Origin of the sequence: Xanthomonas graminis pv. graminis, from assembly GCF_030168915.1 — a bacterium.
Lineage (GTDB): Bacteria > Pseudomonadota > Gammaproteobacteria > Xanthomonadales > Xanthomonadaceae > Xanthomonas_A > Xanthomonas_A translucens.
Window position 1 is genome coordinate 1,059,408 of the sequence record NZ_CP076255.1, and the last position, 25,683, is coordinate 1,085,090.

Here is a 25,683-nt window from a genome sequence, read left to right on the forward strand (position 1 = left end):
CAGCAGCAAAAGCAACAGCAACAGCAACAGCAACAGTGGAACTGGCGCGCGGTTTGTGGGATGGCCAATGACCGCCGCGCGCGTAAAGCGGGGCGATCTCGCGCGCGTGTCCCGATCGAACTGCGCTTGCCGCTCAGCCCCAGCCAACCAGCGCCAGCTTGCCGATGGTGCTGCCCGATTCCAGGCGCCGGTGCGCTTGGCGCAGGTTGGCCGCGTCGATCGGCGCCAGCGTCTCGGTCAGGGTGGTGCGCAACGCGCCGGCGTCGATCAGGCTGGCGGTGCGCGCCAGGATGCGGTGCTGCTCGATCATGTCGGCGGTCTTGAAGCGCGCCCGCGCGAACATCATTTCCCAGTGGATGCCGATGCACTTGGCCTTGTACGGATCGCCGATGCGCAGCGCGCCGGACGGTTCCACGATCAGGCCGACATGGCCCTGCGGCGCGATCAGCTCGCCCAGCGCATCCCAGTAGCGGTCGGTGTCGGCCAGGTTCAGCGCCGCATCCACCTGTTCGATGCCCAGCGCCTGCAATTGCGGCGCCAGCGGTTGGCGATGGTCGATCACGTGCTGCGCGCCCAGCTGCAGGCACCAGTCGCGGGTCTGCGGGCGCGAGGCGGTGGCGATGACCTCGAAGCCGGCGTGCCGCGCCAGCTGGATCGCGATCGAGCCGACGCCGCCGGCACCGCCGATCACCAACAGCCGGCGGCCGCGGTTGCGCGCGTCGTCGAAGTCGAACGGCATGCGCTGGAACAGCAGTTCCCAGGCGGTCAGCGTGGTCAGCGGCAGCGCTGCGGCCTGCGCGAAATCCAGCGTTGCCGGCTTGCGCGCGACGATGCGCGCGTCGACCAGCTGGTACTGCGCATTGCTGCCGGAACGGGTGATGTCGCCAGCGTAATAGACCTCGTCGCCGGGTTCGAACCCGGCGACATCGGCGCCGACCGCCTCGACCACGCCGGCCGCGTCGTAGCCCAGCACCTTCGGCTGCGCTTCCACCTGCGGCTTGGGCGCGCGCACCTTGGTATCGACCGGATTGACCGAGACCGCCTCCACCCGCACGAGCAGGTCGAAGCCGGTGGCCGCGGGCGGGGTGGGCAGCTCTGTATCGAACAGCGACTGCGGATCGTCGATCGGCAGGTAGCGGGTCAGGGCGACGGCTTTCATGGGGGTCTCCAGGAATGGGGAAGCGGGTGCTGCGGCGCGCGGCGGATTCGGCTCAGACCGGCCGCGGATTGCGCTCGGCGAAACCGCGCTGATGCCAGTACGGATACGGCGGCACCACGGCGCTGGCCGCGTCCAGCCGCTGCACCTGCGCGGCGTCGAGATTCCAGCCGACCGCGCCCAGGTTTTGCCGCAACTGCTCCTCGTTGCGTGCGCCGATGATCACGCTGCTCACCGTGGGCCGCTGCAGCAGCCAGTTCAGCGCGATCTGCGGCACGCTCTTGCCGGTTTCGGCAGCGATCGCCTCGAGCGCGTCGATCACCCGGTACAGGCGTTCGTCCTCCACCGGCGGGCCGGCTTCTGTGACCTTCTTGTCGTGCAGGCGGCTGCTCGGCGGCAACGGCTGGCCGCGGCGGAGCTTGCCGGTCAGCCGGCCCCAGCCCAGCGGACTCCACACCACCGCGCCGACGCCCTGGTCCAGCCCCAGCGGCATCAGTTCTTCCTCGTAGTCGCGGCCGATCAGCGAGTAGTAGGTCTGGTTGGCGACGTAGCGCGACCAGCCATGGCGGTCGGCCACCGCCAGCGACTTCATCAGGTGCCAGCCGGAGAAATTGGACACGCCCAGATAGCGGATCTTGCCGGCGCGGACCAGGTCGTGGAGCGTGGACAGGGTTTCTTCCACCGGCGTCTTCGCGTCGAAGCCGTGCAACTGGAACAGGTCGATGTAGTCGGTGTCCAGGCGCTTGAGCGCGGCATCGACCGCGCGCAGCAAGTGGAAGCGCGAGGAGCCGACGCTGTTCGGATCGTCCGGGTCGAAGCGGAAGGTGGCCTTGGTCGAGATCAGCACTTGGTCGCGGCGGCCCTTGATCGCCGCGCCCAGTACCGATTCGGCGGCGCCGCCGGAGTAGATGTCCGCACTGTCGAACAGGTTGACCCCGGCCTCCAGGCAGATATCGATCAGGCGCCGTGCATGGTCCACGTCCGAATTGCCCCAGGCGGCGAAGAAGGCGTTCGAGCCGGCGAAAGTGCCGGTGCCGAAGCTGAGCACGGGGACCTTGAAGCCGGAGGCGCCGAGATGACGGTATTCCATGGTGGAGATTCCTTTGCGGGGGAACGGAAGGGAGGGGCGATCAGCGTGGCGAAGCAGCGGCGCGATGCGGGTCGGTCGCGTCGCCGAGCACGCGCGCGGCGGCCTCGGCCATGGCGGCATAACCGGCATCGCCGGGGTGCAGGTGATCGCCGGAATCGAACGCGGGCAGCATGCGGGTGGGGTGCGCGGGGTCGCGGAGCAGGGCGTCGAAATCGATGATCGCATCGAAACCGTTGCCGTCGCGTATCCATGCATTGACCTGCTGGCGCACGCGCTCCTTGTCCGCGCTGTAGTAGCCGCGGATCGGCGTGTCCGGCAATGCGCCCTCGAACGGGGTCAGCGTGGCGCCGATCACGCGCAGACCGCGCGCCTGCGCACGCTGCAGCAGTTGCCGGTAGCCGGCGATCAGCTCCTGCGCGGAGACTGGCGCATCGTCCGGCGCGAACGGCGTGGCGTACCAGCTGATGTCGTTGATGCCGATCAGCAGCACCAGGGTGTGCACGCCCGGTTGCGCCAGCACGTCGCGATCCAGCCGCGCCAGCGCATTGCGGCCCATGCGGTCGCGCAGCACGCGGCCGCCGGAGATGCCGGCGTTGAGCACCGCCACCCGCCGCGGCGCCAGCCGTGTGGCCAACTGGTCCGGCCAGCGCCGGTCGCTGCCCGGGGTGGACGCGGCGCCGTCGGTGATCGAATCGCCCAGCGCCACCACCGCGCCGGCGGCGTCGGCGCGGCGCACCTGGATGCCGCTGACGAACAGCCGCACCGGCAGCGCCGTGGCATCGTCCAGCGCCGCATCCGCGGTGCGATCGCCTGCGGCCAGCCAGGCGCTGTGCAGGCCTTCCCAATGGAAGGTGGACGGCGCGGTCGGCTGCGGCAGATACAGGCTGACGCTGAGCCGGGCCAGGTCCGGCACGCTCAGTGCGACCGGATCGCTGAGCACCGGCGCGCCGGGCGGGATGGTCACCGCGCGCTGCCCGCCGAAGCGCAGTTCGCGATCCGAGCCGGGCACGAGCGCCGCGCCGTCGCCGGCCAGCGCCAGGTGCGCGGCGCCGATCTGCAGCGGCGCGCGGCCGTAGGCGTTGGACAGTTCCACCCGCACCGTCTCGCCGCCCAGGCTGATCCGCGCCACCTGGCGCACGGTCTGCTGCCACAGGTTGAACGGCGTCTGGGTCGGGAACGGGAAGTCGGCGGCCCACAGCGGCTGCGGACTCGCCTGCCAGGTCGCGACCCAGTCGCGTTCGGCGGCGCCGGCCGGCAACGCGAGCGCGCCGAGCAAGGCGCCGGTCAGGGCTGCCTGCTGCAGGCCCCGGCTCATGCCGCGCCGCACGCAGCGCAGGCCGCCGCCGGCGCCGGTGCGGATGCGGGCGACAGCCGCAGCGCCAGCAGCGCCACCGCCAGGCCGGCCGCTGTGACCAGCGCCGCAGCCCAGGGCAACTGCGCCAGGCTGCCGCCATGGCCGATCACCAGCCCGCCAAGCGAGGCGCCCAGCGCATTGCCCAGGTTGAACGCGCCGATGTTCAGGCTCGACGCCAGATGCCGCCCGGCGTCGCCGGCCTTGCCCAGCACCCACAGCTGCAGCGGCGCCACCGTGGCGAACGCGGCCACCCCGAGCAGGCCGACCCCCAGCGTCATCGCCGGCGCCGAGTGCAGCGCGAAGGCCAGCGCCGCCAGCACCAGCGCCAACAGGCCCAGGGTCAGCGGCAAGGCCTGTCGCGGATGGCGGTCGGCCAGGCGTCCGCCGAGCACGTTGCCGACGATCATGCCCACCCCGAACACCAGCAGCAGCGGCGACACCGCGCTGTCGGCCAGGCCGGTGACCCGGGTCAGGATCGGCTGGATGTAGGTGTAGACGGTGAACACGCCGGCATAGCCGAGCACGGTCGTCGCCAGTCCCAGCAGCACCGGCGCGCGGCCGACCGCGTGCAGTTCGGCGCGCAGCGGCGGCGCGGGCGTGGCGTCGTCGCTGGCCGGGACCAGCGCGGCGATCACCACGGTGGCCAGCAGGCCGATCGCGGCCACCGCCCAGAACGTCGCGCGCCAGCCGAACTGCAGGCCCAGCCAGGCGCCGGCCGGCACCCCCAGCAGGGTGGCGACGGTGAGCCCGGTGAACATGGTCGCGATCGCCGAGGCCTTGCGCTGCGGCGCCACCAGGCCGGTGGCGACCACCGCGCCGACGCCGAAGAAGGTCCCGTGCGCCAGCGAGGTGACCACCCGTGCCGCCATCAGCGTGGCGTAGTCCGGCGCCAGCGCGCAGGCCAGGTTGCCGGCGGTGAACACCAGCATCAGCGCCACCAGCACCCGCTTGCGCGGCCAGCGCCGGCTGGCCACGGTCAGCAGCGGCGCGCCGACGAACACGCCCAGCGCATAGCCGGAGATCAGCAGCCCGGCGGCCGGGACGCTGACCTGCAGGTCGGCCGCGACCTGCAGCAGCAGGCCCATGATCACGAACTCGGTGGTGCCGATGCCGAACGCGCCGGCGGTCAGCGCGAACAGGGCGAGCGGCAGCCGCGGCGCTGGCGCGACGGCGGGCGAAGGCGCTGGGGACGGGGCATGGCGGATTCCGGAAGGCGGGACGAGCACAGCCTATGAACCCGCTTTATCAGCAGAAACTGGCAAGATGTTGAGAGACTTTCAATGGAGTCGATAAAATGGACCGGATCGGCGACATTGCGCTGTTCCTGCGCGTGCTCGACCTAGGCTCGATCAGCGCCGCGGCGCGCAGCCTGGACCTGTCGGTGGCGGTCGCCAGCCAGCGGCTGCAGCGGCTCGAGCGCGATCTCGGCGTGCGCCTGCTGCACCGGACCACCCGGCGCCTGCATCCCACGCCCGAAGGCCTGCACCTGGCCGAACAGGGCCGTGCGCTGGTCGAGGACCTGGAGTCGCTGGCCGGCGGCCTGCGCGAAGCCGGCCGCAGTGCCGCCGGCACCTTGCGGGTGACCCTGTCGGCCTCGTTCGGGCGCCAGTACGTGTCGCCGCTGCTGCCGCAGTTCATGGCCCTGTATCCGCAGATGCGGCTGAGCGTGCACCTGAGCGACAACGTGGTGGATCTGGTCAGCGAGGGCTTCGACCTGGCGATCCGCATCGGCGCGCTGCGCGATTCCAGCCTGGTGGCGCGGCGCCTGGCCAGCAACCGCCGGGTGCTGTGCGCCGCTCCCGACTACCTGCGCCGCCACGGCGAACCGGCCACCCCGGCGGACCTGGCCGCGCACGCCTGCCTGCTGCTGACCGGCGCCGAAGGCCGCCAGGACACCTGGCACCTGCACGGCGCCGAGGGCGAGGTGGCGGTCAAGGTCGGCGGGCCGCTGGAATCCAACTTCGGCGAAGTGCTGCGCGATGCGGTGTTGAATGGCCAGGGGATCGCCCTGCATTCGGTATGGCATGTAGCGGAGGATCTGCGCAGCGGACGCCTGCGGCAGGTGCTGCCGCAGTACACGCTCGCCGAGACCGGCATCTACGCGGTGATGCCGCAGCGCCGGCTGGTGCCGCCGCGGGTGCGCGCCTTCGTCGAGTTCATGCAGGTTCAGTTCGCCGATCCGCCGCCCTGGGAGCGTCTGCAGTGAGAATCCCGCGCCATCTGGGCATCTGTCTACAAGCGCGCACGGCTTGTGCACCTCGCATTGCATCATTTCATGAAGCTGTATAGGGTGTGTCCACGACCATCGAGGGGCTGGTCGTGGGTTTCACATGTTACGCGCCCGTTAACGCCGTCTTCACCATGCCGAGCATAATGTGCGCGGCGATGGCGTGCGGAACGGCCGTCTGGATGTGACGAGACATCTGTACTGAACCATGCCCTATCGGTTTTTATATCCCCGAAACAAGGAGCTGTATTAATGAACAAGAAAATTCTCACCGCCGCGTTGCTGGGCGGTCTGGCCGTCGCCCAGGCAGCGTCCGCACAGGAATTCGACGACCGCTGGTACCTGACCGGTTCGGCCGGTTTCAACTTCCAGGACAACGACCGTCTGACCAACGACGCCCCGTTCGTCACCCTGGGTCTGGGCAAGTTCGTCAGCCCGAACTGGTCGATCGACGGTGAACTGAACTATCAGAACCCGAACTTCGACGCCAACCAGGACCTGAACTGGAGCCAGTACGGCATCTCGTTCGACCTGCGTCGCCACTTCATCCAGGAAGGCCGTGGCTGGAACCCGTACCTGCTGTTCGGTCTGGGCTATCAGCGTTCGGAAGAAGAGTTCGACACCGGCGGCGCCGTGTCCCCGGGCCAGCGCAAGGACGGCAACTTTGCCGCCAAGGCCGGCGTCGGTCTGCAGACCACCTTCGACAAGCGCGTTGCCGTGCGTGCCGAAGTGGCCTACCGCGCTGACTTCGACGACCAGAGCGTTGCTGCTCCGTCGCAGAACTGGTTCGGCGACGTGCTGGCTTCGGTCGGCGTCGTGATCCCGCTCGGCCCGCCGCCGGCTGCCCCGGTTGCCGCCCCGGCTCCGACCGCTGCCCCGAGCTGCGCGGACCTGGACGACGACGGTGACGGCGTCAACAACTGCGACGACAAGTGCCCGACCTCGCAGCCTGGCCAGACCATCGGTCCGGACGGTTGCCCGGTGCCGGTGTCGATCGACCTGAAGGGCGTCAACTTCGACTTCAACAAGTCGACCCTGCGTCCGGACGCGATCGCGATTCTGAGCGAAGCCACCGAGATCCTGAAGCGTTACCCCGACCTGAAGGTCGAGGTTGCCGGTCACACCGACTCGAAGGGTACCGACGCTTACAACCAGAAGCTGTCCGAGCGTCGTGCGACCACCGTGTATGACTACCTGACCAAGAACGGCGTGGACGCTTCGCGTCTGGTCGGTCCGATCGGTTACGGCGAGAGCCGCCCGATTGCGCCGAACACCAACCCGGATGGTTCGGACAACCCGGAAGGCCGTGCGAAGAACCGTCGTACCGAGCTGAACGTCCAGAACTGATCGGACGCTTCATGCTTCAAGCAAAGCCCGGCCTCGCGCCGGGCTTTGTTTTTGTGCGCCTGGAAAGCATTGCGCGCTTCTGTAGGAGCGGCTTCAGCCGCGACAGGTCCTCTCCGGCAAGGCCAATGTCGCGGCTGAAGCCGCTCCTACAGGGGGCGGCAAAAGCTCTTTGCCAAGCTGAACTTTTTCAGCCTTCCCAATTATTTAGCGCATGCAGTGCCGGTATTGATTGAAACTGCGCCTGGCCCTGCCTACACTCGCGGCGTCGTCTCGCCTGAATGGAAAAAAACCGATGCTGCGTATCGTTATGGCCGGCTTGCTTGGTCTTGCCTTGATTCCTGCCGCCCATGCCGCACCGGATTGCTCCGGCGATGTGCTGCCCAAGCCGCTGCCGCTGCCGGCCACGGTCGGTGCGCCGATCGCCTCGGAGCTGTCCACGCGCAACCTGCAACTGGGCATGCCCAGCGGCGTGCTGGCGCAGTCCTACAGCAGCGACCAGTCGCTGGACCGGGTGCTGCTGCGGCTGCGCGCCGAGGGCTGCCAGAGCCTGGCCAACGCGATGCCGGGCGGTGCTGCGGTGAAGCCGAACGATCCGGCCGCCTACAAGCCGACCACCGCATTCGACAACACCCCGTGGCGCTTCGACATGAGCCAGAACGGCAAGCGCATGACCGCCGAAGAGTTCGACGCCTGGATGAAGGCGCGCGGCGTGCGTGTGGTCAAGGCGCGTCCAGTGCCCGCCGCAGTGCCCGCCGCCGCAACGGCGCCCGACGCGGCCGCGCCGGTCGACAAGCAGTAGGCGCTGCGCGCGGTCGCAAGCGCGACCGCGCCTGCGTAGCGAAGCGCGATCGGTGAAACCTCCTTCGCGTTCCCGCCGCCCCGTATCGCGCACCTCGGTGCCAGCGGCCAATGCTGGGCGATCGCCGCGCGCCACGGCGTCCGGCGAAGCCCGCCACGGCCTGGCGCGCACCCTGTCCAAGCTCGGCCTGTGCTCGCGCACCGAGGCCGCACGCTGGATCGCCGCCGGCCGCGTCGCGGTCGATGGCCGCACCGTCACCGATCCCGAATTCCCGATCCTGCGCGGCCACCACCGCCTGGCCCTGGATGGCGTGGCGCTGGCCGCCACGCAGCGCCTGTACCTGATGCTCAACAAGCCGCGCGGCCTGGTCACCACTGCGCAGGACGAGCGTGGCCGCGACACCGTCTACCGTTGTTTCGACGGCGCCGGCTTGCCGTGGCTGGCCCCGGTCGGGCGCCTGGACAAGGCCAGCGAGGGCTTGCTGCTGTTCTGCAACGACCCGCAATGGGCGGCGCGGATCGCCGACCCGGCCAGCGGCCCGGACAAGACCTATCACGTGCAGGTCGATGCGCTGCCGGATGCGGCGCTGCTGGCGCGCATGTGCGCCGGCGTGGTCGCCGACGGTGAGACGCTGCGCGCCAAGCAGGTGCGGCTGTTGCGGCAAGGCGACAAGCATGCCTGGCTGGAAGTGGTGCTGGACGAGGGCCGCAACCGGCAGATCCGGCGCCTGCTGGCCGAACTCGACCTGGGCGTGCTGCGCCTGGTGCGGGTGGCGATCGGCGGGCTGGCGCTGGGCGAACTGGGCAAGGGCGCGTGGCGTGAGTTGAGTTTGGCGGAGGTGGAGGGATTAGTTGGTCGGGACTCGGGACCGGGGACTCGGGACTCGTAAAGGCGCTGGCTCGGCCCTGTACGCGTGGCGCACTGTTCATGCCGATCCCGCGCGAGAATTCAAAAAAACTTGACACGGAAGCGGCGCTAAAGATTCTGCCCTGGAGTCCCGAGTCCCGAGTCCCGAGTCCCGAGTCCCGAGTCCCGAGTCCTTACCCAATCACTCCCAACTCGCGCCCGATCCGCACGAACGCGTCGATCGCCCGGTCCAGCTGTTCGCGGGTATGCGCGGCGCTGATCTGGGTACGGATCCGCGCCTGGCCCTTGGGTACCACCGGGAAGAAGAAGCCGATCGCGTAGATGCCTTCCTCCAGCAGCCGTTCGGCGAAGCGCTGCGCCAGCGGCGCGTCGTACAGCATCACCGGGCAGATCGGGTGGGTGCCGGGCTTGATGTCGAAGCCGGCCGCGGCCATGCGCTCGCGGAAGTGGCCGGTGTTCTCGACCAGTTGCGCGCGCAGCTCGTCGGCCGCGTCCAGCATCGCGAAGGCCTTGATCCCGGCGGCGACCACGTGCGGCGGCAGCGAGTTGGAGAACAGGTAGGGACGCGAGCGCTGGCGCAACAGTTCGATCACCTCGCGCCGGCCGGTGGTGAAGCCGCCCAGCGCGCCGCCCATGGCCTTGCCCAGGGTGCCGGTGAAGATGTCGATCCGGTCCATCACGCCCTTGACCTCGGCCGAGCCGCGCCCGCTGGCGCCGAGGAAGCCGGTGGCGTGGCACTCGTCGATATGCACCAGCGCGTTGTACTTGCGCGCCAGCGCGGTGATCTGGTCGAGCGGGGCGATGAAGCCGTCCATCGAGAACACGCCGTCGCTGGTGATCAGCTTGGTCTTGCAGCCGGCCGCGTCGGCGGCCTGTAGCTGCGCTTCCAGGTCGGCCATGTCGCAGTTGGCGTAGCGGAAGCGCTTGGCCTTGCACAGGCGCACGCCGTCGATGATCGAGGCGTGGTTGAGCGCGTCGGAGATGATCGCGTCGGCTTCGCCGAGCAACGGCTCGAACAGGCCGCCGTTGGCGTCGAAGCAGGCGGCGTAGAGAATGGTGTCCTCGGTGCCGAAGAACTCGGCGATGCGTGCTTCCAGCTGCTTGTGCAGGTCCTGGGTGCCGCAGATGAAGCGTACCGAGGCCATGCCGAAGCCATGGCTGTCCAGCGCGTCCTTGGCCGCGGCGATCAGCGCCGGGTGGTCGGCCAGGCCCAGGTAGTTGTTGGCGCAGAAGTTCAGCACGCGGCGCCCGTCGGCCAGCACGATCTCCGCCGCCTGCGGGCCGACGATGATGCGTTCGGACTTGAACAGGCCCTGCGCGCGGATCGCGTCCAGTTCGTCGGCGTAGTGCTGGGTGAGGCGGGAATCGGTCATGACGGGCACGCGCAGGTGGAAGAAGCAAAGATTTTAACGCGGCATGTGCGAAGGTCGGCGGGCGTCATGCAGAAATGGCATCAGTATCGGCGGCGAAGTCATTTCACCGCACGAATGCGGCTGCGCAGCATGGCGCACTGGCCGTGGTCGCATGGCCGGTCCGCCCGTGCCCACCCACCTTGTTCCGGAGATCCGCCCATGCCCAGCCTCCTGCCGCGCCGATTCAGCCCGCTGCTCGCGCTTGTACTGTGCGCGTTCGCCGGCGGCGCTGCCGCGCGCGACGTGCAGCTGCTCAATGTGTCCTACGATCCCACGCGCGAGCTGTACCGCGACTACAACGCCGCCTTCGCCAAGCACTGGGAGCAGACCCACAGCGGCGACACGGTCAGCGTGGAGACTTCGCACGGCGGTTCCGGCAAGCAGGCGCGCTCGGTCATCGACGGGGTCGAGGCCGATGTGGTGACGCTGGCGCTGGCCTACGACGTGGACGCGATCGCCGACAAGGGCAAGCTGATCGATCCGGGCTGGGCCAAGCGCCTGCCCGACAACAGTGCGCCGTACACCTCCACCATCGTGTTCCTGGTGCGCAAGGGCAACCCGAAACAGATCAAGGACTGGCCGGACCTGCTGCGCAGCGGCGTGTCGGTGATCACCCCGAACCCGAAGACCTCCGGCGGCGCGCGCTGGAACTACCTGGCCGCCTGGGCTTACGCCGACCATATCTTCAAGGGCGACCGCGAGCGCATCCTCGGCTACATGCGCGCGCTGTTCCGCAACGTGCCGGTGCTGGACACCGGCGCGCGCGGCGCCACCACCACCTTCGTCCAGCGCGGCATCGGCGACGTGCTGCTGGCCTGGGAGAACGAGGCGTTCCTGGCGCAGGAGGAACTGGGCAAGGACAAGTTCGAGATCGTGGTGCCGAAGCTGTCGATCCTGGCCGAGCCGTCGGTGGCGGTGGTCGACAAGAACGTCGACAAGCACGGCACACGCGACGTCGCCGAGGACTATCTGAAGTACCTGTATTCGCCGGAAGGGCAGAAGATCGCGGCCAGGCACTACTACCGTCCGCGCCATCCCGAGTACGCCGATCGCGCCGACATCGCGCGGCTGCCGAAGGTGCAACTGGTGACCATCGATCAGGCGTTCGGTTCCTGGGCCAAGGCCCAGGCCGAGCACTTCAACGACGGCGGCCTGTTCGACCAGATCCAGGCGAGCAAGTGACGCGATGGGAGTGAACGCCGTCGCCGCCACGCGCGCTCCGGCGCGGCGCAGGGTGATCCCCGGACTCGGCCTGAGCCTGGGCATCACCCTGACCTGGCTGGGGCTGGTGGTGCTGATCCCGCTGCTGGGCGTGGTGCTCAAGACCAGCGGACTGGGCTGGCATGGCGTGTGGCAGGTGTGGAGCGAACCGCGGGTGCTGTCGGCGCTGCGGGTCAGCTTCGGCACCGCCTTCGTCGCCGCCGCGTTCAATGCGCTGATGGGGACCTGGGTGGCCTGGGTGTTCGTGCGCTACCGCTTCCCCGGCAAGCGCCTGTTCGACGCGATGATCGACCTGCCGTTCGCGCTGCCGACCGCGGTGGCCGGCATCGCGCTGACCGCGCTGTACGGCGGCAACGGTTGGGTCGGCCGCTGGCTGGAACCGCTGGGGCTGAAGATCGCTTACACCCAGCTCGGCATTGTGGTGGCGCTGGTGTTCGTCGGGTTGCCGTTCGTGGTGCGGATCGTGCAGCCGGTGCTGGCCGAGGCCGAGCGCGACGTGGAGGAGGCCGCGGCCACGCTCGGCGCCGGCCGCTGGCAGACCATCCGCCGCGTGGTGTTGCCGGCGTTGTGGCCGGCGGTGCTGACCGGGTTCGCGCTGGCCTTCGCGCGCGGCATTGGCGAATACGGCTCGGTGATCTTCATCGCCGGCAACCTGCCCAACGCGACCGAGATCGCACCGCTGCTGATCACCATCCGCCTGGAGGAATTCGACTACGCCGGCGCGACCGCGATCGCCGCGGCGATGCTGCTGCTGTCGTTGCTGATGCTGCTGGTGGTCAATGGCGTGCAGGCGCGCTTCGCGCGGCGCGGTCTGGCGGCGCATTGAGATGAACGATACCGTGTCCAGCTTGACCCTCCCGTTTTCGGAGACTGCGTTGAGCGCATCGCCGCCTGCCGTCCGCCGCCGCGCCGCCTCGGTCACCACCGAGCCGTGGTGGGTGCAGGCGCTGCTGATCCTGGGCGCGCTGGGCTTCCTGCTGTCGTTCCTGTTCCTGCCGCTGCTGCTGGTATTCGTCGAGGCGCTGCGCGGCGGCGTCGGCGTGTTCTGGCGGGCGATCTCCGATCCCGACGCGCTCGCCGCGATCCGCCTGACCCTGCTGGTGACCGCGATCGTGGTGCCGTTGAACCTGGTGTTCGGCGTGGCCGCGGCGTGGGCGGTGAGCAAGCATCGTTTTCCCGGCAAGCGCCTGCTGGTGAGCCTGATCGACCTGCCGTTCTCGGTGTCGCCGGTGGTTGCCGGCCTGGTCTTCATCCTGATCTTCGGCCGCAGCGGCTGGGCCTGGCCGCTGATCGACGAAGGCTGGCGGCTGCACCTGCCTGTGTTCGGCGAGGTGCTGCTGCAATTGCCGCGGATCGTGTTCGCGCTGCCCGGCATCGTGCTGGCGACGACCTTCGTCACCTTCCCGTTCATCGCCCGCGAGCTGATGCCGCTGATGGAGCAGCAGGGCAGCGACGAGGAGTTGGCGGCGCTGAGCCTGGGCGCCAACGGCTGGCAGATGTTCTGGCGGGTGACCATGCCCAACATCCGCTGGGGACTGTTGTACGGCGTGCTGCTGTGCAGTGCGCGGGCGATGGGCGAGTTCGGCGCGGTGTCGGTGGTGTCCGGGCATATCCGCGGGCGCACCAACACGTTGCCGCTGCATGTGGAGATCCTCTACAACGAGTACGCCTACAGCGCCGCGTTCGCCTGCGCCAGCCTGCTGGCGCTGACCGCGCTGCTGACCCTGGCGCTGAAGTCCTATCTGGAATGGCGCCACGGCGAATCGCTGGCCGCCAATCACCGACACTGAGGTTGCGATGACCATCCGCGTGCAGCACCTGGGCAAGCGTTTCGACGCATTCGTCGCGCTCGACGACGTCAGCCTGGACATCCGCCAGGGCGAACTGCTGGCGCTGCTGGGGCCGTCCGGCTCGGGCAAGACCACGTTGTTGCGGGTGATCGCCGGGCTGGAGCATGCCGACGCCGGGCGCGTGCTGATCGATGGCGAGGACGCGACCGGGCTGCCGGTGCAGTCGCGCCGGGTCGGCTTCGTGTTCCAGCACTACGCGTTGTTCCGGCACATGACCGTGCGCGACAACATCGCCTTCGGCCTGCGCGTGCGCCGCGGCGCCGGGCGCCTGGCCGAGGCGGCGATCCGTGCGCGGGTGAGCGAACTGCTCGCGCTGGTGCAACTGGACGGACTGGAGGCGCGCTATCCGACCCAGCTGTCCGGCGGCCAGCGCCAGCGCGTGGCCCTGGCGCGCGCGCTGGCGATCGAGCCGCGCGTGCTGCTGCTGGACGAACCGTTCGGCGCGCTCGACGCGCAGGTGCGGCGCGACCTGCGGCGCTGGCTGCGCGAGCTGCACGACCGCACCGGGCTGACCACGGTGTTCGTCACCCACGACCAGGAAGAGGCGCTGGAACTGGCCGACCGCGTGGCGATCCTCAACCGCGGGCGCATCGAGCAACTCGGCAGTCCGGCCGATGTCTACGACCGCCCGGTGTCGCCGTTCGTATACGGCTTCGTCGGCGCGGTGAATCGGTTGCCGGCGCACCTGCACGACGGCCAGCTGCAGGTCGCCGGCCTGGCGCTGCCGGCGCCGGACACGCCGCTGTGCAGCGGCCCGGTCGATCTGTACGTGCGCCCGGAAGACCTGGCGCCCAGCGACAGCGGCTGGGCGGCGACGGTGCTGTCCTCGCAGCGCAGCGGCTCGCGCCTGCGCCTGCGCGCGCAGCTGGCGCATGGCCAGGACGAAGTGGACGTGGAGCTGCCGGCGGGCGAGGGCGCCACGCGCTATGCCCCCGGCCAGGTGCTGCAGCTGAGCGCCAGACGCTTCGGCGTGTTCGCGCAGCAGCGCAGTTAGCGGAGTCGGATCGGACGCGCCTGCTTGGTGTAGGAGCGACTTCAGTCGCGACAGGCCTTATCGGTAAAGCCCGTCGCGACTGAAGTCGCTCCTACAAGGGTTCCTGTGCGCAAGCACATAAAAGCCCGCCAGGCCCTGACCGTTGGACTGTCCGCTGGCGCATCGCGTAGACAAACATTGACCCGAAGCGCACCGCCGCAAGGCCTGCGCTGACTTGGTTTGTCTTGAAAGTGTTGCACTGCAAGAAAAAACCGGTTAAAAAAGTGTGAAGCCAGCAGTGCAGCGCGCGCTGGAACCACCCCCTCTTCAACCCGTAGGAGAATGACCGGTGAACAAGATCAAGCTTGGTGTCGCCCTGGCCGTGGCGCTGGCCGCCGCCCCACTGAGTGCGTTGGCCCAGGACGAGGCCGCTGCCTCGCCGATTACCGGCTCCTATGGCGTGGTCAGCGACTACGTGTTCCGTGGCGTGTCGCAGACCAACGAAGGCCCCGCGTTCCAGGCCGGCGTCACCTACACCTCGCCGTTCGGCCTGTACGTCGGCACCTGGGGCTCCAACGTCGATTTCGGCGCCGGCGACCCGGATTGGGAAGTGGACGGCTTCGTCGGCTACAACGTCGATTTCTCCGAGAACTGGAACTTCGACGTGATGGTCAACCGCTACGGCTATCCCGGCGCCGGCGGTTCCAACTACAACGAGCTGATCACCAAGACCAAGTTCCTCAAGACCTACGCGCTGACCGTCGCCTACACCGACGATGTCTACGGCCTGGACGAGGACAGCTTCTACTACGCGCTGGACGGGAACTGGGCGCTGCCGAACGAGTTCAGCATCGGCGCGCACGTCGGCCACACCACCTATGCCAGCGCGCTGGCGCAGTACCAGGACTACACCGACTACAGCGTCAGCGTCGGCAAGATGGTCGGTCCGCTGGCGCTGAGCGTGGGCTACTACGACACCGACGACAAGGGCAACCAGAACTTCACCAAGAAGCTGGCCGACCACCGCTTCGCGGTCTCGGGCACGATCGCGTTCTGATCCGCGCAACACCGTCGTGAACGAAGAAGGGCGCCTCGCGGCGCCCTTCTTTTTTGTGCGATCGCCAGGCCGATGACGCAGGCCCTGGCGCTGCAGCGTGCGGCAGCCGCGCCTTGCCTCACCAGCTCAACACCACTTTGCCGGCCTTGCCTTCTTCCATCAGGTCGAAGCCCTTCTGGAACTCGTCGATGGTCAGCTGGTGGGTCAGCACCTTGCCGAGCGGGAAGCCGGACAGCACCAGCTGGGTCATCTTGTACCAGGTCTCGTACATCTTGCGGCCGTAGATGCCCTGCACGGTCAGGCCCTTGAAGATGATCTTGTCCCAGTCGCAGCCGGCGCCGCGCGGCATGATGCCGAGCATGGCGATCTTGCCGCCGTGGTACATGCAGTCGAGCATGTCGTTGAACGCGCGCGGGTTGCCGCTCATCTCCAGGCCCACGTCGAAGCCTTCCATGTGCAGGTCGGCCATCACCTCTTTCAGCGACGTGTTCGACACGTTGACCACGCGCGTGGCGCCCATGTCGGCGGCCAGCTTCAGGCGGAAATCGTTGACGTCGGTGACCACCACGTTGCGCGCGCCGATGTGCTTGCAGATGCCGGCGGCGATGATGCCGATCGGGCCGGCGCCGGTGATCAGCACGTCCTCGCCGATCACGTCGAATTCCAGCGCGCAGTGCGCGGCGTTGCCGTACGGATCGAAGAACGCGGCCAGCTCGGACGGGATCTGGTCCGGGATCGGCCACAGGTTGGAGGCCGGCATCACCATGTATTCGGCGAAGGCGCCGTTGACGTTGACGCCGATGCCGACCGTGTTCGGGCACAGGTGCGGGCGCCCGCCGCGACAGTTGCGGCAATGCCCGCAGACGATGTGGCCTTCGGCCGAGACGCGCTGGCCGACCTGGTAGCCGCTGACCGCCGAGCCGAGTTCGGCGATGCGGCCGACGAATTCGTGGCCGATGGTCAGGCCGGGCTTGATCGTGCGCTGGCTCCACTCGTCCCACAGATAGATGTGCAGGTCGGTGCCGCAGATCGCGGTTTTCTCCAGCTTGATCAGCACCTCGTTGGGGCCGGGCGCCGGCACCGGCACCTGCTCCAGCCAGATACCCTTGGCTGCGTCGCGCTTGACCAGCGCCTTCATTGTTTGCGCCATGGCGGTGCAAGACTCGGGTTGAGAGGGCGCGAAGTATAAGCCGCTCGTTGATGCGGCCATGTTGCGGCGCGTGCGGGGTGCCGTTGGTCATGGTCGCGGCATCGGTTGCATTCGTTACAATATAACGTCTATTTCATGCCTGTCGCGAAGCAATCCATTCGATGCGCTCGAATCTGCTGACTGTCGCCGTCGTCGCCACCCTGGCCTGTGCCACGGCCGCCCATGCCGGCGAAGGCATGTGGGTGCCGCAGCAATTGCCGGATATCGCCGGCCCGCTGCAGCAGGCCGGGTTGAAGCTGTCGCCGCAGCAACTGGCCGACCTGACCGGCGATCCGATGGGCGCGGTGGTGTCGCTGGGCGGCTGCACCGCCAGCTTCGTGTCCCCGCAAGGCCTGGTGGTGACCAACCATCATTGCGCCTACGGTGCGATCCAGCTCAATTCCACGCCGCAGAAGAACCTGATCCGCGACGGCTTCAGCGCGGCCAGCAACGGCGCCGAGCTCAGCGCCGGGCCGAACGCGCGCATCTACGTGCTCGACCGCATCAGCGATGTTACCGAACAGGCCAAGACGGCGATGGCCGCCGCCGGCGCCGATGCGCTCAAGCGCACCCAGGCGCTGGAGGCCTTCGACAAGGCCCAGGTCGCGGCCTGCGAAGCCGAGGCCGGCTACCGCTGCGAGCTGTACAGCGCGGCCGCGCAGAAGCAGGCCGAAGAACGCGCGGTGCTGGCCTGGCTCAAGCGCCAGGGCCGCGATGGCCGCGCCGCGCTGCAGGCGCATGCGCAGCTGCTGGCGCTGGACGAGCAGGCCAAGGCCACCCGCGACCGCGCCTGATCCTGCGCCAGATGCGCCGCACCGGCGTGCTCGGCAGTGCGCTGTCGCTGTACCGCGTGTCGATCGAGCGGGCCAAGCCCGACGCCGAGCGCGAGCCCGGCTACCAGGAGCGCGACCTGCCGGAGATCGAGGGCGCGCAGAAGCAGATGGAGCGCCGTTACGTCGCCGCCATGGACAGCCAGCTGCCGCGCTACTGGTTCGATCAGTACCTGAAGCTGCCGAAGGCGCAGCGTTTGCCGGCCTTCGACCAATGGCTGGCCGGCGCCGATGCGCAGGCCGCTGCGGCGCGGCTGGCCGGCACCAAGCTGGGCAGCACCGATGAGCGCCTGAAGTGGTTGCATGCCGATCGCGCCGCGTTCGAATCCAGCGACGGCCCGGCGCTGCGCTATGCGGTGGCGCTGATGCCGGCGTTGCTGCAGATCGAGCGCGAGGAAAAGCGCCGCCAAGGCGAGGAACTGCTGGCCCGTCCGCGCTACCTGCAGGCCTTGGCCGACTACAAGAAGAGCCAGGGCGAGTCGGTCTATCCGCACGCCAACTCCTCGTTGCGCATCACCTTCGGCAACGTCAAGGGCTACGCCCCCAAGGACGGCGTGGCCTACACCCCGTTCACCACGCTGGACGGGATGCTGGCCAAGGACACCGGCGCCGACCCGTTCGATTCGCCCAAGGCGCTGCTCTACGCGGCCAGGGCCAAGCGCTACGGCGGGCTGGAGGACAAGCGGCTGGGTTCGGTGCCGGTCGATTTCCTGTCCGACCTGGACATCACCGGCGGCAACTCCGGCTCGCCGGTGCTCGACGCGCAGGGCAAGCTGGTCTGGCTGGCGTTCGACGGCAACTGAGAATCGGTAAGCTCCAATTGGGTGTTCGATCCGGCGATGACCCGGATGATCGCGGTCGATACGCGCTACCTGCACTGGATCATGCAGGAAGTGGCGCCGGCGCCGCGGCTGCTGAAGGAACTGAACCTGGCGCGGTAACGGCGCCGGGCGCGGCGGCGGGATCTGCCCGCCGAGCACACGGCCTACCCGCCGCTAAATGCGCAGCGCGGCGGCGGCGGAGCGGGATGCGGTTCGGGGGTTTCCGGCGACGGAGCAGGTATCATGCCGCTCCGTTTTCGTTCGCGAGACGGCAACCTCTCTCACCCCCAACGGAATTCCACCGCATGCGCATCCTGCTCGCTCGTCACGGCGAAACCCCGTGGAACGCCGAAGGCCGCTACCAGGGCCAGATCGACATCGCCTTGTCGCCGGTCGGCGAAGCGCAGGCGCAGGCACTCGGTGCACGCCTGCGCGAAGTGCCGCTGACCCGCGCGGTGGCCTCGCCGCTGTCGCGCGCGCAGAGCACCGCCCGCTACGCGCTGGGTGCGGAGCGCGAGGCGATGCTGCTGACCGATCCCGACTTGCAGGAGATCGCCCATGGCGAATGGGAAGGGCTGCTCGCCAGCGAGATCAACGACAAGGATCCGGCGCGGTTGCGCGCCTGGCGCGAGGAGCCGGACACGGTGCTGATGCCGGGTGGCGAATCGCTGCGCCAGGTGCTGGACCGTTCCTGGCGCGGTCTGACCCGCGCCGCCGAGGGCCTGGGCGAGGACGACAGCTTGCTGGTGGTGGCGCACGATGCGGTCAACCGGGTGATCCTGTGCCGGGTGCTGGGCCTGCCGATCGCCAAGCTGTGGAGCTTCCGCCAGGCGCCGACCACGCTGAACCTGCTGGAAGGCCCGGACGTGGAGCATCTGGAAGTGGTACGGCTGAACGATTGCGCGCACCACACGCCGTTCTTCGGCGAGGCCAAGCACCGGGCGTTGTAGTCGGCGAAATCCGCGAGTTTGGAGTAGAGGCTCCGAGTCCTGGCTAGTGCACGTTTTTGCTTTTGCTTCGCTTTTCGGGTCCCGTGAGCCGCGGCACGTGGTCTGGGCGAAAACCCTGAAGGGGCGGCGCGCACGATGCGCGCCGTTTTTCGCAGGCACATGGACGTGCCTTCGAAAAATGCCCAGGCCACGTGCGCACCCGGAGCGCGAAGCGCGGAGGGCGCGGCGCCCGGGTGTGCTTTCTTTTGGTTACTTTTCTTTGCACAAGCCAAGAAAAGTGACTCGCCGTAAGGCGAAAGCTGTTGCTTCCAAGAGGCGCCTGGGTGATCGAACGCGCCTCATCGAAAGGTTGAAAATACACAACAGATGAAAACCCTCCCCGATTGGCTCGCCTACATCGAGCAGCAGCACCCGCAGGACATCGCGATGGGCCTGGAGCGCGTGCGCGCGGTGGCCGCGCGCATGCGCCTGGCGCGGCCGGCGAAGAAGGTCATCACTGTCGGCGGCACCAACGGCAAGGGGTCGACCGTGGCCTTCGTCGAGGCGATCGCGCGCGCCGGCGGCTGGACCGTAGGCAGCTACACCTCGCCGCACCTGCTGCGCTACAACGAGCGCGTCCGCATCGGCGGCGAAGAGGCCAGCGACGCGCAACTGGTGGCTGGCTTCGCCGCGGTGGAGGCCGCGCGCGGCGACACCCCGCTGACCTATTTCGAATACGGCACGCTGGCCGCGCTGTGGCTGTTCCAGCAGGCCGAGCTGGACCTGGCGGTGCTGGAAGTGGGCATGGGCGGGCGCCTGGATGCGGTCAATCTGGTCGATGCCGACGTGGCGGTGATCACCACCGTCGATATCGACCATACCGACTGGCTGGGCAGCGACCGCGAAACGATCGGCGCGGAGAAGGCCGGCATCGCGCGGCCGTGGAAGCCGCTGGTACTGGGCGAGATCGACCCGCCGTCGAGCGTGCTGCGCCGCGCCTATGCGATCGGCGCCAACGCGATCCGTGCCGGCAGCGATTTCTTCCATGAGCCGATCGATGCCGAGCAATGGCGCTGGCGCGATGTCGGCACCGAACTGCAGCTGCCGTCGCCGCAGTTGCGCGCGCCGGTGCAGCGCGCCAACGCCGCCACCGCCATCGCCGCCTTGCGCGCGCTGCGCAAGGCCTTGCCACGCACCGCCTACGCCGAGGGCATCGCCGCGGCGCAGGTGCGCGGGCGGCTGCAGCCATTCGTGCGCGACGGTGTCGAGGTGCTGGTCGATGTCGGCCACAACCCGCAGGCCGCGCGCGAACTGGCCGCGACGCTGCAGGCGCAGCCCTGCGCCGGCGCGACGCACGCGGTGTTCGCCGCGTTGGCCGACAAGGACGCGGCCGGCGTGGTGCAGGCGCTGGCCGGGCAGGTCGGCCGTTGGCATCTGGCCGGGCTGGGCGGCGCGCGCGGCCAGAGCGGTGCGCAGTTGCAGGCGCGCCTGGCCGGCACCGACGCGGCCGCGGCCGCAGTCGCCGACAGCGTGACGCAGGCGCTGCAGCAGGCCCTGGTGCAGGCGCGGCCGGGCGACCGGGTGCTGGTATTCGGCTCGTTCCACACCGCCGCCGACGCCTTGCACTGGCTGCATTCAGCCGGCTGACCCCGCCGGCAGCCGGCCCGACCTTATAATCGCTGCGGCACTCCGCCATGCCGCCCCCTCAAGCTTTCCGTGGATACCGTCCTGAAACAGCGACTGATTGGCGCCCTTGTCCTGGTGGCGCTCGCCGTGATCTTCCTGCCGATGCTGGTCAAGGGCCCTGCGCCCGACAGCCGCGTCGCCAATGTTCCGCTGAAGGCCCCGGACGCTCCGGCCGACGGCCAGTTCCAGACCCGCGAATTGCCGCTGGTGACGCCGGGCGACGCGCCCAGCGGCGGTGCCGTGGGCATGGCCAGCGCGCCGGCCGCGACGCCGGCGCCGGTGCAGGACAACCCCGATGCCGCCGACCTGGCCACACCGGCCGCGGCCGCCGGCGCCGCGCAGGCGCTGCCGCCGACCGTGGCCGCCGGCAACTACGCGGTCAATTTCGGCGCCTATTCCACCCAGGCCGACGCCGATGCGGTGATCGCGCGGCTCAAGCAGTCGCAGCTGCCGGGCTTCCGCGAGGCGGCCACGATCGGCGGGCGCCAGGCCTGGCGCGTGCGCATCGGCCCCTACGCCGATCGCGCCCAGGCCGAGTCGGTGCGGCTGCAGGCGGTGAAAGTGCGCAACGACGTCAACGCCCAGGTGGTGACCCTGGACGCGCCGAGCGCGTCCTCGGTGGCCGCTGCCGCCACGCCGGCCGCGAGCGCGGCGCCGGCCAGGACCGAAGCCTTGCCGCCGGAGCCGGCCAAGCCGGTGGCCGCGGCCAAGCCGGCGGTGCCCGCCGCGCCCAAGCCGGAACAGCCCAAGCCCCAGCCGGCCGAGCCCGAGCCGGCCAAGCCGGCAGCGACGCAGGCTCCGGTGGCCGCGGCCAAGCCGGCGCCGAGCGTGCCGAGCGTACCGGCCGCGTCCGGCACCGGCTTCGCCGTGCAGCTGGGCGCGTTCGGCAAGGCTGAGGATGCCAACGCCTTGCGCGACAAGGTCCGCGCCGCCGGGTTCAGCGCCTTCGTCGAACAGGTGCGCACCGACAAGGGCGCCTTGCACCGGGTGCGGGTCGGCCCGGTCGCCAATCGTGCCGAAGCCGAACAACTGCGCACGCAGGTTGCCTCGAAGGTCGGCATCAGCGGTATGGTACGTCCACACCCTTGAATCGGGCTTCGGCCCTCGGAGTCGCAAGCATGTGCCAGGGAAGGGAATTGCGGTGCGCTGCCGCCGCTATGGCGCGGTGCGGCCGCGGGAGGTGCGCATGATCGATATGGTGCTGCTGGCGGTGATCCTGGTCTCGGCGCTGCTCGGCGCGCTGCGCGGCTTCGTCGGCATCGTGGTCGGCACGCTGTCGTGGCTGCTGTCCGGCTGGGCCACCTTCCAGTTCGGCGGCGCTGCCGGGCGCTGGCTGGCCGACGGCGCGCAGCCGAGCATGACCTATTACTTTGGCGGCTACGCGCTGACCTTCGTGGTGACGATGGTGGTGGTCGGCATCACCGGCATGGTGATCCGCAGCGCGGTCCGCGCCACCGCGCTGTCCGGCACCGACCGTGCGCTCGGCTTCGGCCTGGGGACGCTGCGCGGCGGATTCTTCGCCGCGGTGCTGGTGCTGCTGATGAGCTTCACCCCGCTGACCCGCGAGCCGGCCTGGCACCAGTCGGTGGTGCTGCCGGTGCTCAGCCCCGGCGTGCACTGGATGCGCGCGCAGCTGCCGGACTGGCACATGCCGCAGATGCCGCAACTGAATATGTCGCAGATGAACCTGCAACAGATGAACATGCAGCAGATGGATTTGGGCAAGTTGCCCCTGGCAGGCGATAATGCCGCCCTGGGCAATGCCCTGTCCGGCAGCGGACTGCAGGATGTGATGTCCAAGGTCCTGGGGCGTCCGGCGACCCGATCGGCGCAGCCCGGCGGCGATCCGGCCCAGGTCCTGCCTGCGAACATCGATCCGGCGCAGGCGCGTCCGGCAGCAAACGATCCGGCCCGGGTCGAATCCAACGGCCAGGCACGGCCACCTTCCCAATAGCGGCGCAGTCGCCGCGGAGAGCGTTCAAATGTGTGGCATCGTCGGAATCGTCGGCAATCAGAATGTCGCGGCGCAACTGTATGACGGCCTGGCCGTGCTGCAGCACCGCGGGCAGGATGCCGCAGGCATCGCCACCGCCGACGGCACCCGCCTGCGCGTGCAGAAGGCCAACGGCCTGGTCCGCGACGTCTTCGACGAGAAGCGCATGGCGGTGCTGGAAGGCCGGGTCGGCATCGCCCATTGCCGCTATCCCACCGCCGGCTCGGAAGGCATGGACGAGGCGCAGCCGTTCTACGTCAATTCGCCCTACGGCATCGCGCTGGCGCACAACGGCAACCTGATCAACACCGAGGCGCTGCGCCAGCAGGTGTTCGAGGCCGACCGCCGCAACATCAACACCGATTCGGACAGCGAAGTGCTGCTGAACGTGTTCGCCTACGAGCTGGACGCGCAGCGCATGCTGACCCCGGAAGCGGCGATCCGCGCGGTGGCCGGCGTGCACCGCCGCTGCAAGGGCGGCTACGCGGTGGTCAGCGTGGTGCTGGGCCTGGGCCTGGTGGCGTTCCGCGACCCGCACGGCATCCGTCCGCTGGTGCTGGGCAAGCGCGAGAGCGTGGAGGGCGACGAATACATCGTCGCCTCCGAGTCCTCGGCGCTGGACATCCTCGGCTTCACCCGCCTGCGCGACGTGCGCCCCGGCGAAGCGCTGGTGATCACCGGCCGCGGCGAGCTGTTCTCCGAGGTCTGCGCCTCGCCCACCGACCACACCCCGTGCATCTTCGAGTACGTGTACTTCGCGCGCCCGGACTCGATGATCGACAACGTCTCGGTGCACAAGGCGCGCATGCGCATGGGCATGAAGCTGGGCGAGAAGATCCTGCGCCTGCGCCCGGACCACGACATCGACACCATCATCCCGATCCCGGACACCTCGCGCGACGCCGCGCTGGAGATGTCCAACGTGCTCGGGGTGAAGTACCGCGAGGGCTTCGTCAAGAACCGCTACGTCGGCCGCACCTTCATCATGCCGGGGCAGGTCGAGCGGGTGAAGTCGGTGCGCCGCAAGCTCAACCCGATCCACCTGGAATTCCGCAACCGGGTGGTGCTGCTGGTCGACGATTCGATCGTGCGCGGCACCACCAGCCGGCAGATCGTGCAGATGGCGCGCGAGGCCGGCGCGCGCAAGGTGTACCTGGCCAGCGCCGCGCCGCCGGTGCGCTACCCGAACATCTACGGCATCGACATGCCGGCCGCCGAGGAATTGATCGCGCATGGCCGCAGCGAGCAGGAGATCCAGGAATTCCTCGGCTGCGACTGGCTGATCTACCAGGACCTGGAAGACCTGGAGACCGCGGTGCGCGAGGGCAACCCGGAGCTGAAGACCTTCGACTCCTCGTGTTTCAATGGCGAGTACACCACCGGCATCGAGCCGGGCTATTTCGAGCGCATCCTGCAGCTGCGCTCGGAAGAAGCGAAGAAGAAGCGCCGCGCCTGACGCGGCCCTGCGCAGCGCACGCATGCACGACGCGCCCGCCGGCGGGGACCTGCTGCACGCGGCGCGGCTGTGCCTGGCCGCCAGCGCGCCCGAGGACAAGGTCGCACTGACCCAACGCTACGCCGCCGCGTTCGCCGCCGGCGCGCTGCGCGTGCCGGCGGATGCCGCAGACCCCGAGCCGATCCGCATGCCCAGGCGTCCGCCGCGGCCGCTGCTGGTGCATCCGCGCGAACTGCCGCGGCGCGGCCTGGGCAGTGCCGAAGGCCGCGCCGCCTTCATCCATGCGATCGCGCACATCGAGCTCAACGCGATCGACCTGGCCTGGGACGCGGTGTACCGCTTCCGCGGATTGCCCGACGCGTTCTACGCCGACTGGGTGGCGGTGGCCGCCGACGAAGCGCGCCACTTCGCGCTGCTGCGCGACCGGTTGCGCGCGCTGGGCCACGATTATGGCGATTTCGCCGCGCACAACGGGCTGTGGGAGATGTGCGAGAAGACCGCGCACGACGGCCTGGCGCGCATGGCGCTGGTGCCGCGCGTGCTGGAGGCGCGCGGGCTGGATGTGACCCCGGGCATGATCGTCAAACTGCGCGCGCTCGGCGACGCCGCCACGGTCGAGATCCTGGAACTGATCCTGCGCGAGGAAGTGGCGCATGTCGCCGCCGGCTCGCGCTGGTACCGCTGGTATTGCGCACGCGCCGGGATCGAGCCGCGCGCGCGGTTCGCCGAGCTGCTGCGCGACTACGCCGGCGGCTACCTGCACGGCCCGTTCAACCTGCTGGCGCGGCTGCTGGCCGGCTTCGACGAGGACGAACTGCTCGCCTTGCAGCGCCAGGCCGGTTGAGGCTGAGCGGCGCGCTGCCGCGCGGCGAAGCGGACGGCTGCACCCGCAGGCCGGCGCGGACGGTCCCGAACGATCGCCGCTTGGCGTGCGCTACCGCGTTCGCTGCGATGTACTTGGAGTGCGTCACCGGCTACTACAGCGTTGCCAACGAAATCGGCCATCCGCAGAGTCCGCGCCACGACATCGCCACCGACTCCAGCACCTAGCCATACGCGTGCGGTCATGGTGATCGCTACGGCAATCGCTGGCGCACGCGCATGGCCTACGACGGCTCCGTCAACTGCCCGCGTCTGAACTCCTGGTGCAACCCGAACATTTCCTACGGCGGCGTGCCGATTGGCAATGCCCTCAGCGCGGACAACCAGCGCGTGCTGGTCATAACGACCGAGGCGGCGGTCGCCGCGTTCCGCCGAGGTGGCAGTTCCAGGGGCGCTCCGGTGCAGGCCGCGCCAGGCCTGTGCCGGGGTGCTCCGCTTCGCTCCTGCAGACCGGCCGGACGCTGTGGCGTCCGGCTTGGGCTATGCTGCGCCAGGACGTATCCGGCAGCGCCGGGCGTGCACCGCTCATTACTCCTGGAATCGG

At 69.2% G+C, this 25,683-nt stretch carries 21 protein-coding genes and 2 pseudogenes; 17 read left to right on the forward strand and 6 right to left on the reverse strand.

From position 1 onward, the window contains the following. Positions 1-133 precede the first annotated feature (133 nt). The 4 genes from KHF85_RS04595 to KHF85_RS04610 are packed head-to-tail and all read right to left on the reverse strand — an operon-like array spanning position 134 to position 4,826. The gene (locus tag KHF85_RS04595) at positions 134-1,159 is read right to left on the reverse strand and encodes a zinc-binding alcohol dehydrogenase family protein (RefSeq protein WP_284568681.1); all 1,026 of its coding nucleotides are present in this window, start codon (positions 1,157-1,159) and stop codon (positions 134-136) included. A 52-nt stretch (positions 1,160-1,211) separates the two neighbouring features. Beyond that, positions 1,212-2,246 carry an aldo/keto reductase gene (locus KHF85_RS04600; protein ID WP_284568682.1) on the reverse strand — a complete coding sequence of 345 codons (1,035 nt, stop codon included), beginning with the start codon at positions 2,244-2,246 and terminating at the stop codon, positions 1,212-1,214. A 40-nt stretch (positions 2,247-2,286) separates the two neighbouring features. Continuing rightward, positions 2,287-3,561, reverse strand: coding sequence for an SGNH/GDSL hydrolase family protein (locus KHF85_RS04605; protein WP_284568683.1), 1,275 nt, complete (start codon positions 3,559-3,561; stop codon positions 2,287-2,289). Beyond that, positions 3,558-4,826: an MFS transporter gene (locus tag KHF85_RS04610; protein ID WP_409976657.1), complete on the reverse strand. Its 1,269-nt coding sequence runs from the start codon at positions 4,824-4,826 to the stop codon at positions 3,558-3,560. Before KHF85_RS04610 ends, KHF85_RS04605 begins: the two co-directional genes overlap by 4 nt. A 68-nt stretch (positions 4,827-4,894) precedes the next feature. On the opposite strand from KHF85_RS04610, the gene KHF85_RS04615 reads away from it, so the two are divergent. The 4 genes from KHF85_RS04615 (at position 4,895) to KHF85_RS04630 (ending at position 8,862) form a co-directional block, all read left to right on the forward strand. Then, positions 4,895-5,806, forward strand: coding sequence for a LysR family transcriptional regulator (locus tag KHF85_RS04615; protein WP_284568684.1), 912 nt, complete (start codon positions 4,895-4,897; stop codon positions 5,804-5,806). 273 nt (positions 5,807-6,079) lie between these two features. Then, positions 6,080-7,174 (forward strand): OmpA family protein, encoded by a 1,095-nt coding sequence (locus KHF85_RS04620; RefSeq protein WP_053835224.1) that lies wholly within the window; start codon positions 6,080-6,082, stop codon positions 7,172-7,174. Between the two features lie 292 nt (positions 7,175-7,466). Continuing rightward, positions 7,467-7,973, forward strand: a complete 507-nt coding sequence (locus KHF85_RS04625) for a hypothetical protein (RefSeq protein ID WP_284568685.1) — start codon at positions 7,467-7,469, stop codon at positions 7,971-7,973. Between the two features lie 97 nt (positions 7,974-8,070). After that, entirely contained in the window at positions 8,071-8,862 is a 792-nt protein-coding gene (locus KHF85_RS04630) for a pseudouridine synthase (protein WP_284568686.1), read from the forward strand. Positions 8,863-9,013: 151 nt separating this feature from the next. On the opposite strand, the gene kbl is transcribed toward KHF85_RS04630, so the two are convergent. Next, positions 9,014-10,213 (reverse strand): glycine C-acetyltransferase, encoded by a 1,200-nt coding sequence (gene kbl, locus KHF85_RS04635; protein ID WP_284568687.1) that lies wholly within the window; start codon positions 10,211-10,213, stop codon positions 9,014-9,016. A gap of 198 nt (positions 10,214-10,411) precedes the next feature. Between kbl and KHF85_RS04640 the strand changes: the two genes are divergently transcribed. The 5 genes from KHF85_RS04640 (at position 10,412) to KHF85_RS04660 (ending at position 15,353) form a co-directional block, all read left to right on the forward strand. Beyond that, positions 10,412-11,434 (forward strand): sulfate ABC transporter substrate-binding protein, encoded by a 1,023-nt coding sequence (locus KHF85_RS04640; protein ID WP_284568688.1) that lies wholly within the window; start codon positions 10,412-10,414, stop codon positions 11,432-11,434. 4 nt (positions 11,435-11,438) lie between these two features. Then, the gene (gene cysT, locus KHF85_RS04645; RefSeq protein ID WP_053838168.1) at positions 11,439-12,299 is read left to right on the forward strand and encodes a sulfate ABC transporter permease subunit CysT; all 861 of its coding nucleotides are present in this window, start codon (positions 11,439-11,441) and stop codon (positions 12,297-12,299) included. A gap of 1 nt (position 12,300) precedes the next feature. Further along, on the forward strand, positions 12,301-13,263 hold the full coding sequence (cysW, locus tag KHF85_RS04650; protein ID WP_284568689.1) for a sulfate ABC transporter permease subunit CysW: 963 nt from the start codon (positions 12,301-12,303) through the stop codon (positions 13,261-13,263). A gap of 7 nt (positions 13,264-13,270) precedes the next feature. Next, on the forward strand, positions 13,271-14,317 hold the full coding sequence (locus KHF85_RS04655; protein WP_053835218.1) for a sulfate/molybdate ABC transporter ATP-binding protein: 1,047 nt from the start codon (positions 13,271-13,273) through the stop codon (positions 14,315-14,317). Between the two features lie 328 nt (positions 14,318-14,645). Beyond that, positions 14,646-15,353 carry a TorF family putative porin gene (locus KHF85_RS04660; RefSeq protein ID WP_284568690.1) on the forward strand — a complete coding sequence of 236 codons (708 nt, stop codon included), beginning with the start codon at positions 14,646-14,648 and terminating at the stop codon, positions 15,351-15,353. Positions 15,354-15,471: 118 nt separating this feature from the next. On the opposite strand, the gene tdh is transcribed toward KHF85_RS04660, so the two are convergent. Beyond that, positions 15,472-16,503: an L-threonine 3-dehydrogenase gene (gene tdh / locus KHF85_RS04665; RefSeq protein ID WP_064538310.1), complete on the reverse strand. Its 1,032-nt coding sequence runs from the start codon at positions 16,501-16,503 to the stop codon at positions 15,472-15,474. A gap of 161 nt (positions 16,504-16,664) precedes the next feature. Here tdh and KHF85_RS04670 point away from each other — a divergent pair. From KHF85_RS04670 to KHF85_RS04705, 8 genes and pseudogenes are all read left to right on the forward strand, one after another. Beyond that, positions 16,665-18,313: pseudogene (locus tag KHF85_RS04670) on the forward strand (S46 family peptidase). Positions 18,314-18,498: 185 nt separating this feature from the next. Further along, positions 18,499-19,143 carry a histidine phosphatase family protein gene (locus KHF85_RS04675; RefSeq protein WP_284568691.1) on the forward strand — a complete coding sequence of 215 codons (645 nt, stop codon included), beginning with the start codon at positions 18,499-18,501 and terminating at the stop codon, positions 19,141-19,143. 366 nt (positions 19,144-19,509) lie between these two features. After that, the gene (folC, locus tag KHF85_RS04680) at positions 19,510-20,769 is read left to right on the forward strand and encodes a bifunctional tetrahydrofolate synthase/dihydrofolate synthase (protein WP_284568692.1); all 1,260 of its coding nucleotides are present in this window, start codon (positions 19,510-19,512) and stop codon (positions 20,767-20,769) included. A gap of 69 nt (positions 20,770-20,838) precedes the next feature. Then, entirely contained in the window at positions 20,839-21,897 is a 1,059-nt protein-coding gene (locus tag KHF85_RS04685) for an SPOR domain-containing protein (protein ID WP_284568693.1), read from the forward strand. Between the two features lie 97 nt (positions 21,898-21,994). After that, the gene (locus tag KHF85_RS04690) at positions 21,995-22,762 is read left to right on the forward strand and encodes a CvpA family protein (protein WP_284568694.1); all 768 of its coding nucleotides are present in this window, start codon (positions 21,995-21,997) and stop codon (positions 22,760-22,762) included. A gap of 28 nt (positions 22,763-22,790) precedes the next feature. Beyond that, the gene (gene purF, locus KHF85_RS04695) at positions 22,791-24,257 is read left to right on the forward strand and encodes an amidophosphoribosyltransferase (protein ID WP_009607689.1); all 1,467 of its coding nucleotides are present in this window, start codon (positions 22,791-22,793) and stop codon (positions 24,255-24,257) included. A gap of 22 nt (positions 24,258-24,279) precedes the next feature. Then, positions 24,280-25,101: a ferritin-like domain-containing protein gene (locus KHF85_RS04700; RefSeq protein WP_284568695.1), complete on the forward strand. Its 822-nt coding sequence runs from the start codon at positions 24,280-24,282 to the stop codon at positions 25,099-25,101. Positions 25,102-25,190: 89 nt separating this feature from the next. After that, a pseudogene (locus KHF85_RS04705) lies at positions 25,191-25,511 on the forward strand (peptidyl-Asp metalloendopeptidase); the annotation flags it as partial. Between the last annotated feature and the right edge of the window lie 172 nt (positions 25,512-25,683).

What these genes read in the sequence shown, in the direction of transcription:
- KHF85_RS04600 (WP_284568682.1), bottom strand. Translation starts at nt 2,246, where the DNA reads ATGGAATACCGTCATCTCGGCGCCTCCGGCTTCAAGGTCCCCGTGCTC.
- KHF85_RS04675 (WP_284568691.1), top strand. Translation starts at nt 18,499, where the DNA reads ATGCGCATCCTGCTCGCTCGTCACGGCGAAACCCCGTGGAACGCCGAA.
- KHF85_RS04615 (WP_284568684.1), top strand. Translation starts at nt 4,895, where the DNA reads ATGGACCGGATCGGCGACATTGCGCTGTTCCTGCGCGTGCTCGACCTA.
- KHF85_RS04655 (WP_053835218.1), top strand. Translation starts at nt 13,271, where the DNA reads ATGACCATCCGCGTGCAGCACCTGGGCAAGCGTTTCGACGCATTCGTC.
- KHF85_RS04595 (WP_284568681.1), bottom strand. Translation starts at nt 1,159, where the DNA reads ATGAAAGCCGTCGCCCTGACCCGCTACCTGCCGATCGACGATCCGCAG.
- cysT (WP_053838168.1), top strand. Translation starts at nt 11,439, where the DNA reads ATGGGAGTGAACGCCGTCGCCGCCACGCGCGCTCCGGCGCGGCGCAGG.
- KHF85_RS04700 (WP_284568695.1), top strand. Translation starts at nt 24,280, where the DNA reads ATGCACGACGCGCCCGCCGGCGGGGACCTGCTGCACGCGGCGCGGCTG.
- KHF85_RS04605 (WP_284568683.1), bottom strand. Translation starts at nt 3,561, where the DNA reads ATGAGCCGGGGCCTGCAGCAGGCAGCCCTGACCGGCGCCTTGCTCGGC.
- KHF85_RS04690 (WP_284568694.1), top strand. Translation starts at nt 21,995, where the DNA reads ATGATCGATATGGTGCTGCTGGCGGTGATCCTGGTCTCGGCGCTGCTC.
- KHF85_RS04640 (WP_284568688.1), top strand. Translation starts at nt 10,412, where the DNA reads ATGCCCAGCCTCCTGCCGCGCCGATTCAGCCCGCTGCTCGCGCTTGTA.
- kbl (WP_284568687.1), bottom strand. Translation starts at nt 10,213, where the DNA reads ATGACCGATTCCCGCCTCACCCAGCACTACGCCGACGAACTGGACGCG.
- folC (WP_284568692.1), top strand. Translation starts at nt 19,510, where the DNA reads ATGAAAACCCTCCCCGATTGGCTCGCCTACATCGAGCAGCAGCACCCG.
- purF (WP_009607689.1), top strand. Translation starts at nt 22,791, where the DNA reads ATGTGTGGCATCGTCGGAATCGTCGGCAATCAGAATGTCGCGGCGCAA.
- tdh (WP_064538310.1), bottom strand. Translation starts at nt 16,503, where the DNA reads ATGGCGCAAACAATGAAGGCGCTGGTCAAGCGCGACGCAGCCAAGGGT.
- KHF85_RS04620 (WP_053835224.1), top strand. Translation starts at nt 6,080, where the DNA reads ATGAACAAGAAAATTCTCACCGCCGCGTTGCTGGGCGGTCTGGCCGTC.
- KHF85_RS04625 (WP_284568685.1), top strand. Translation starts at nt 7,467, where the DNA reads ATGCTGCGTATCGTTATGGCCGGCTTGCTTGGTCTTGCCTTGATTCCT.
- cysW (WP_284568689.1), top strand. Translation starts at nt 12,301, where the DNA reads ATGAACGATACCGTGTCCAGCTTGACCCTCCCGTTTTCGGAGACTGCG.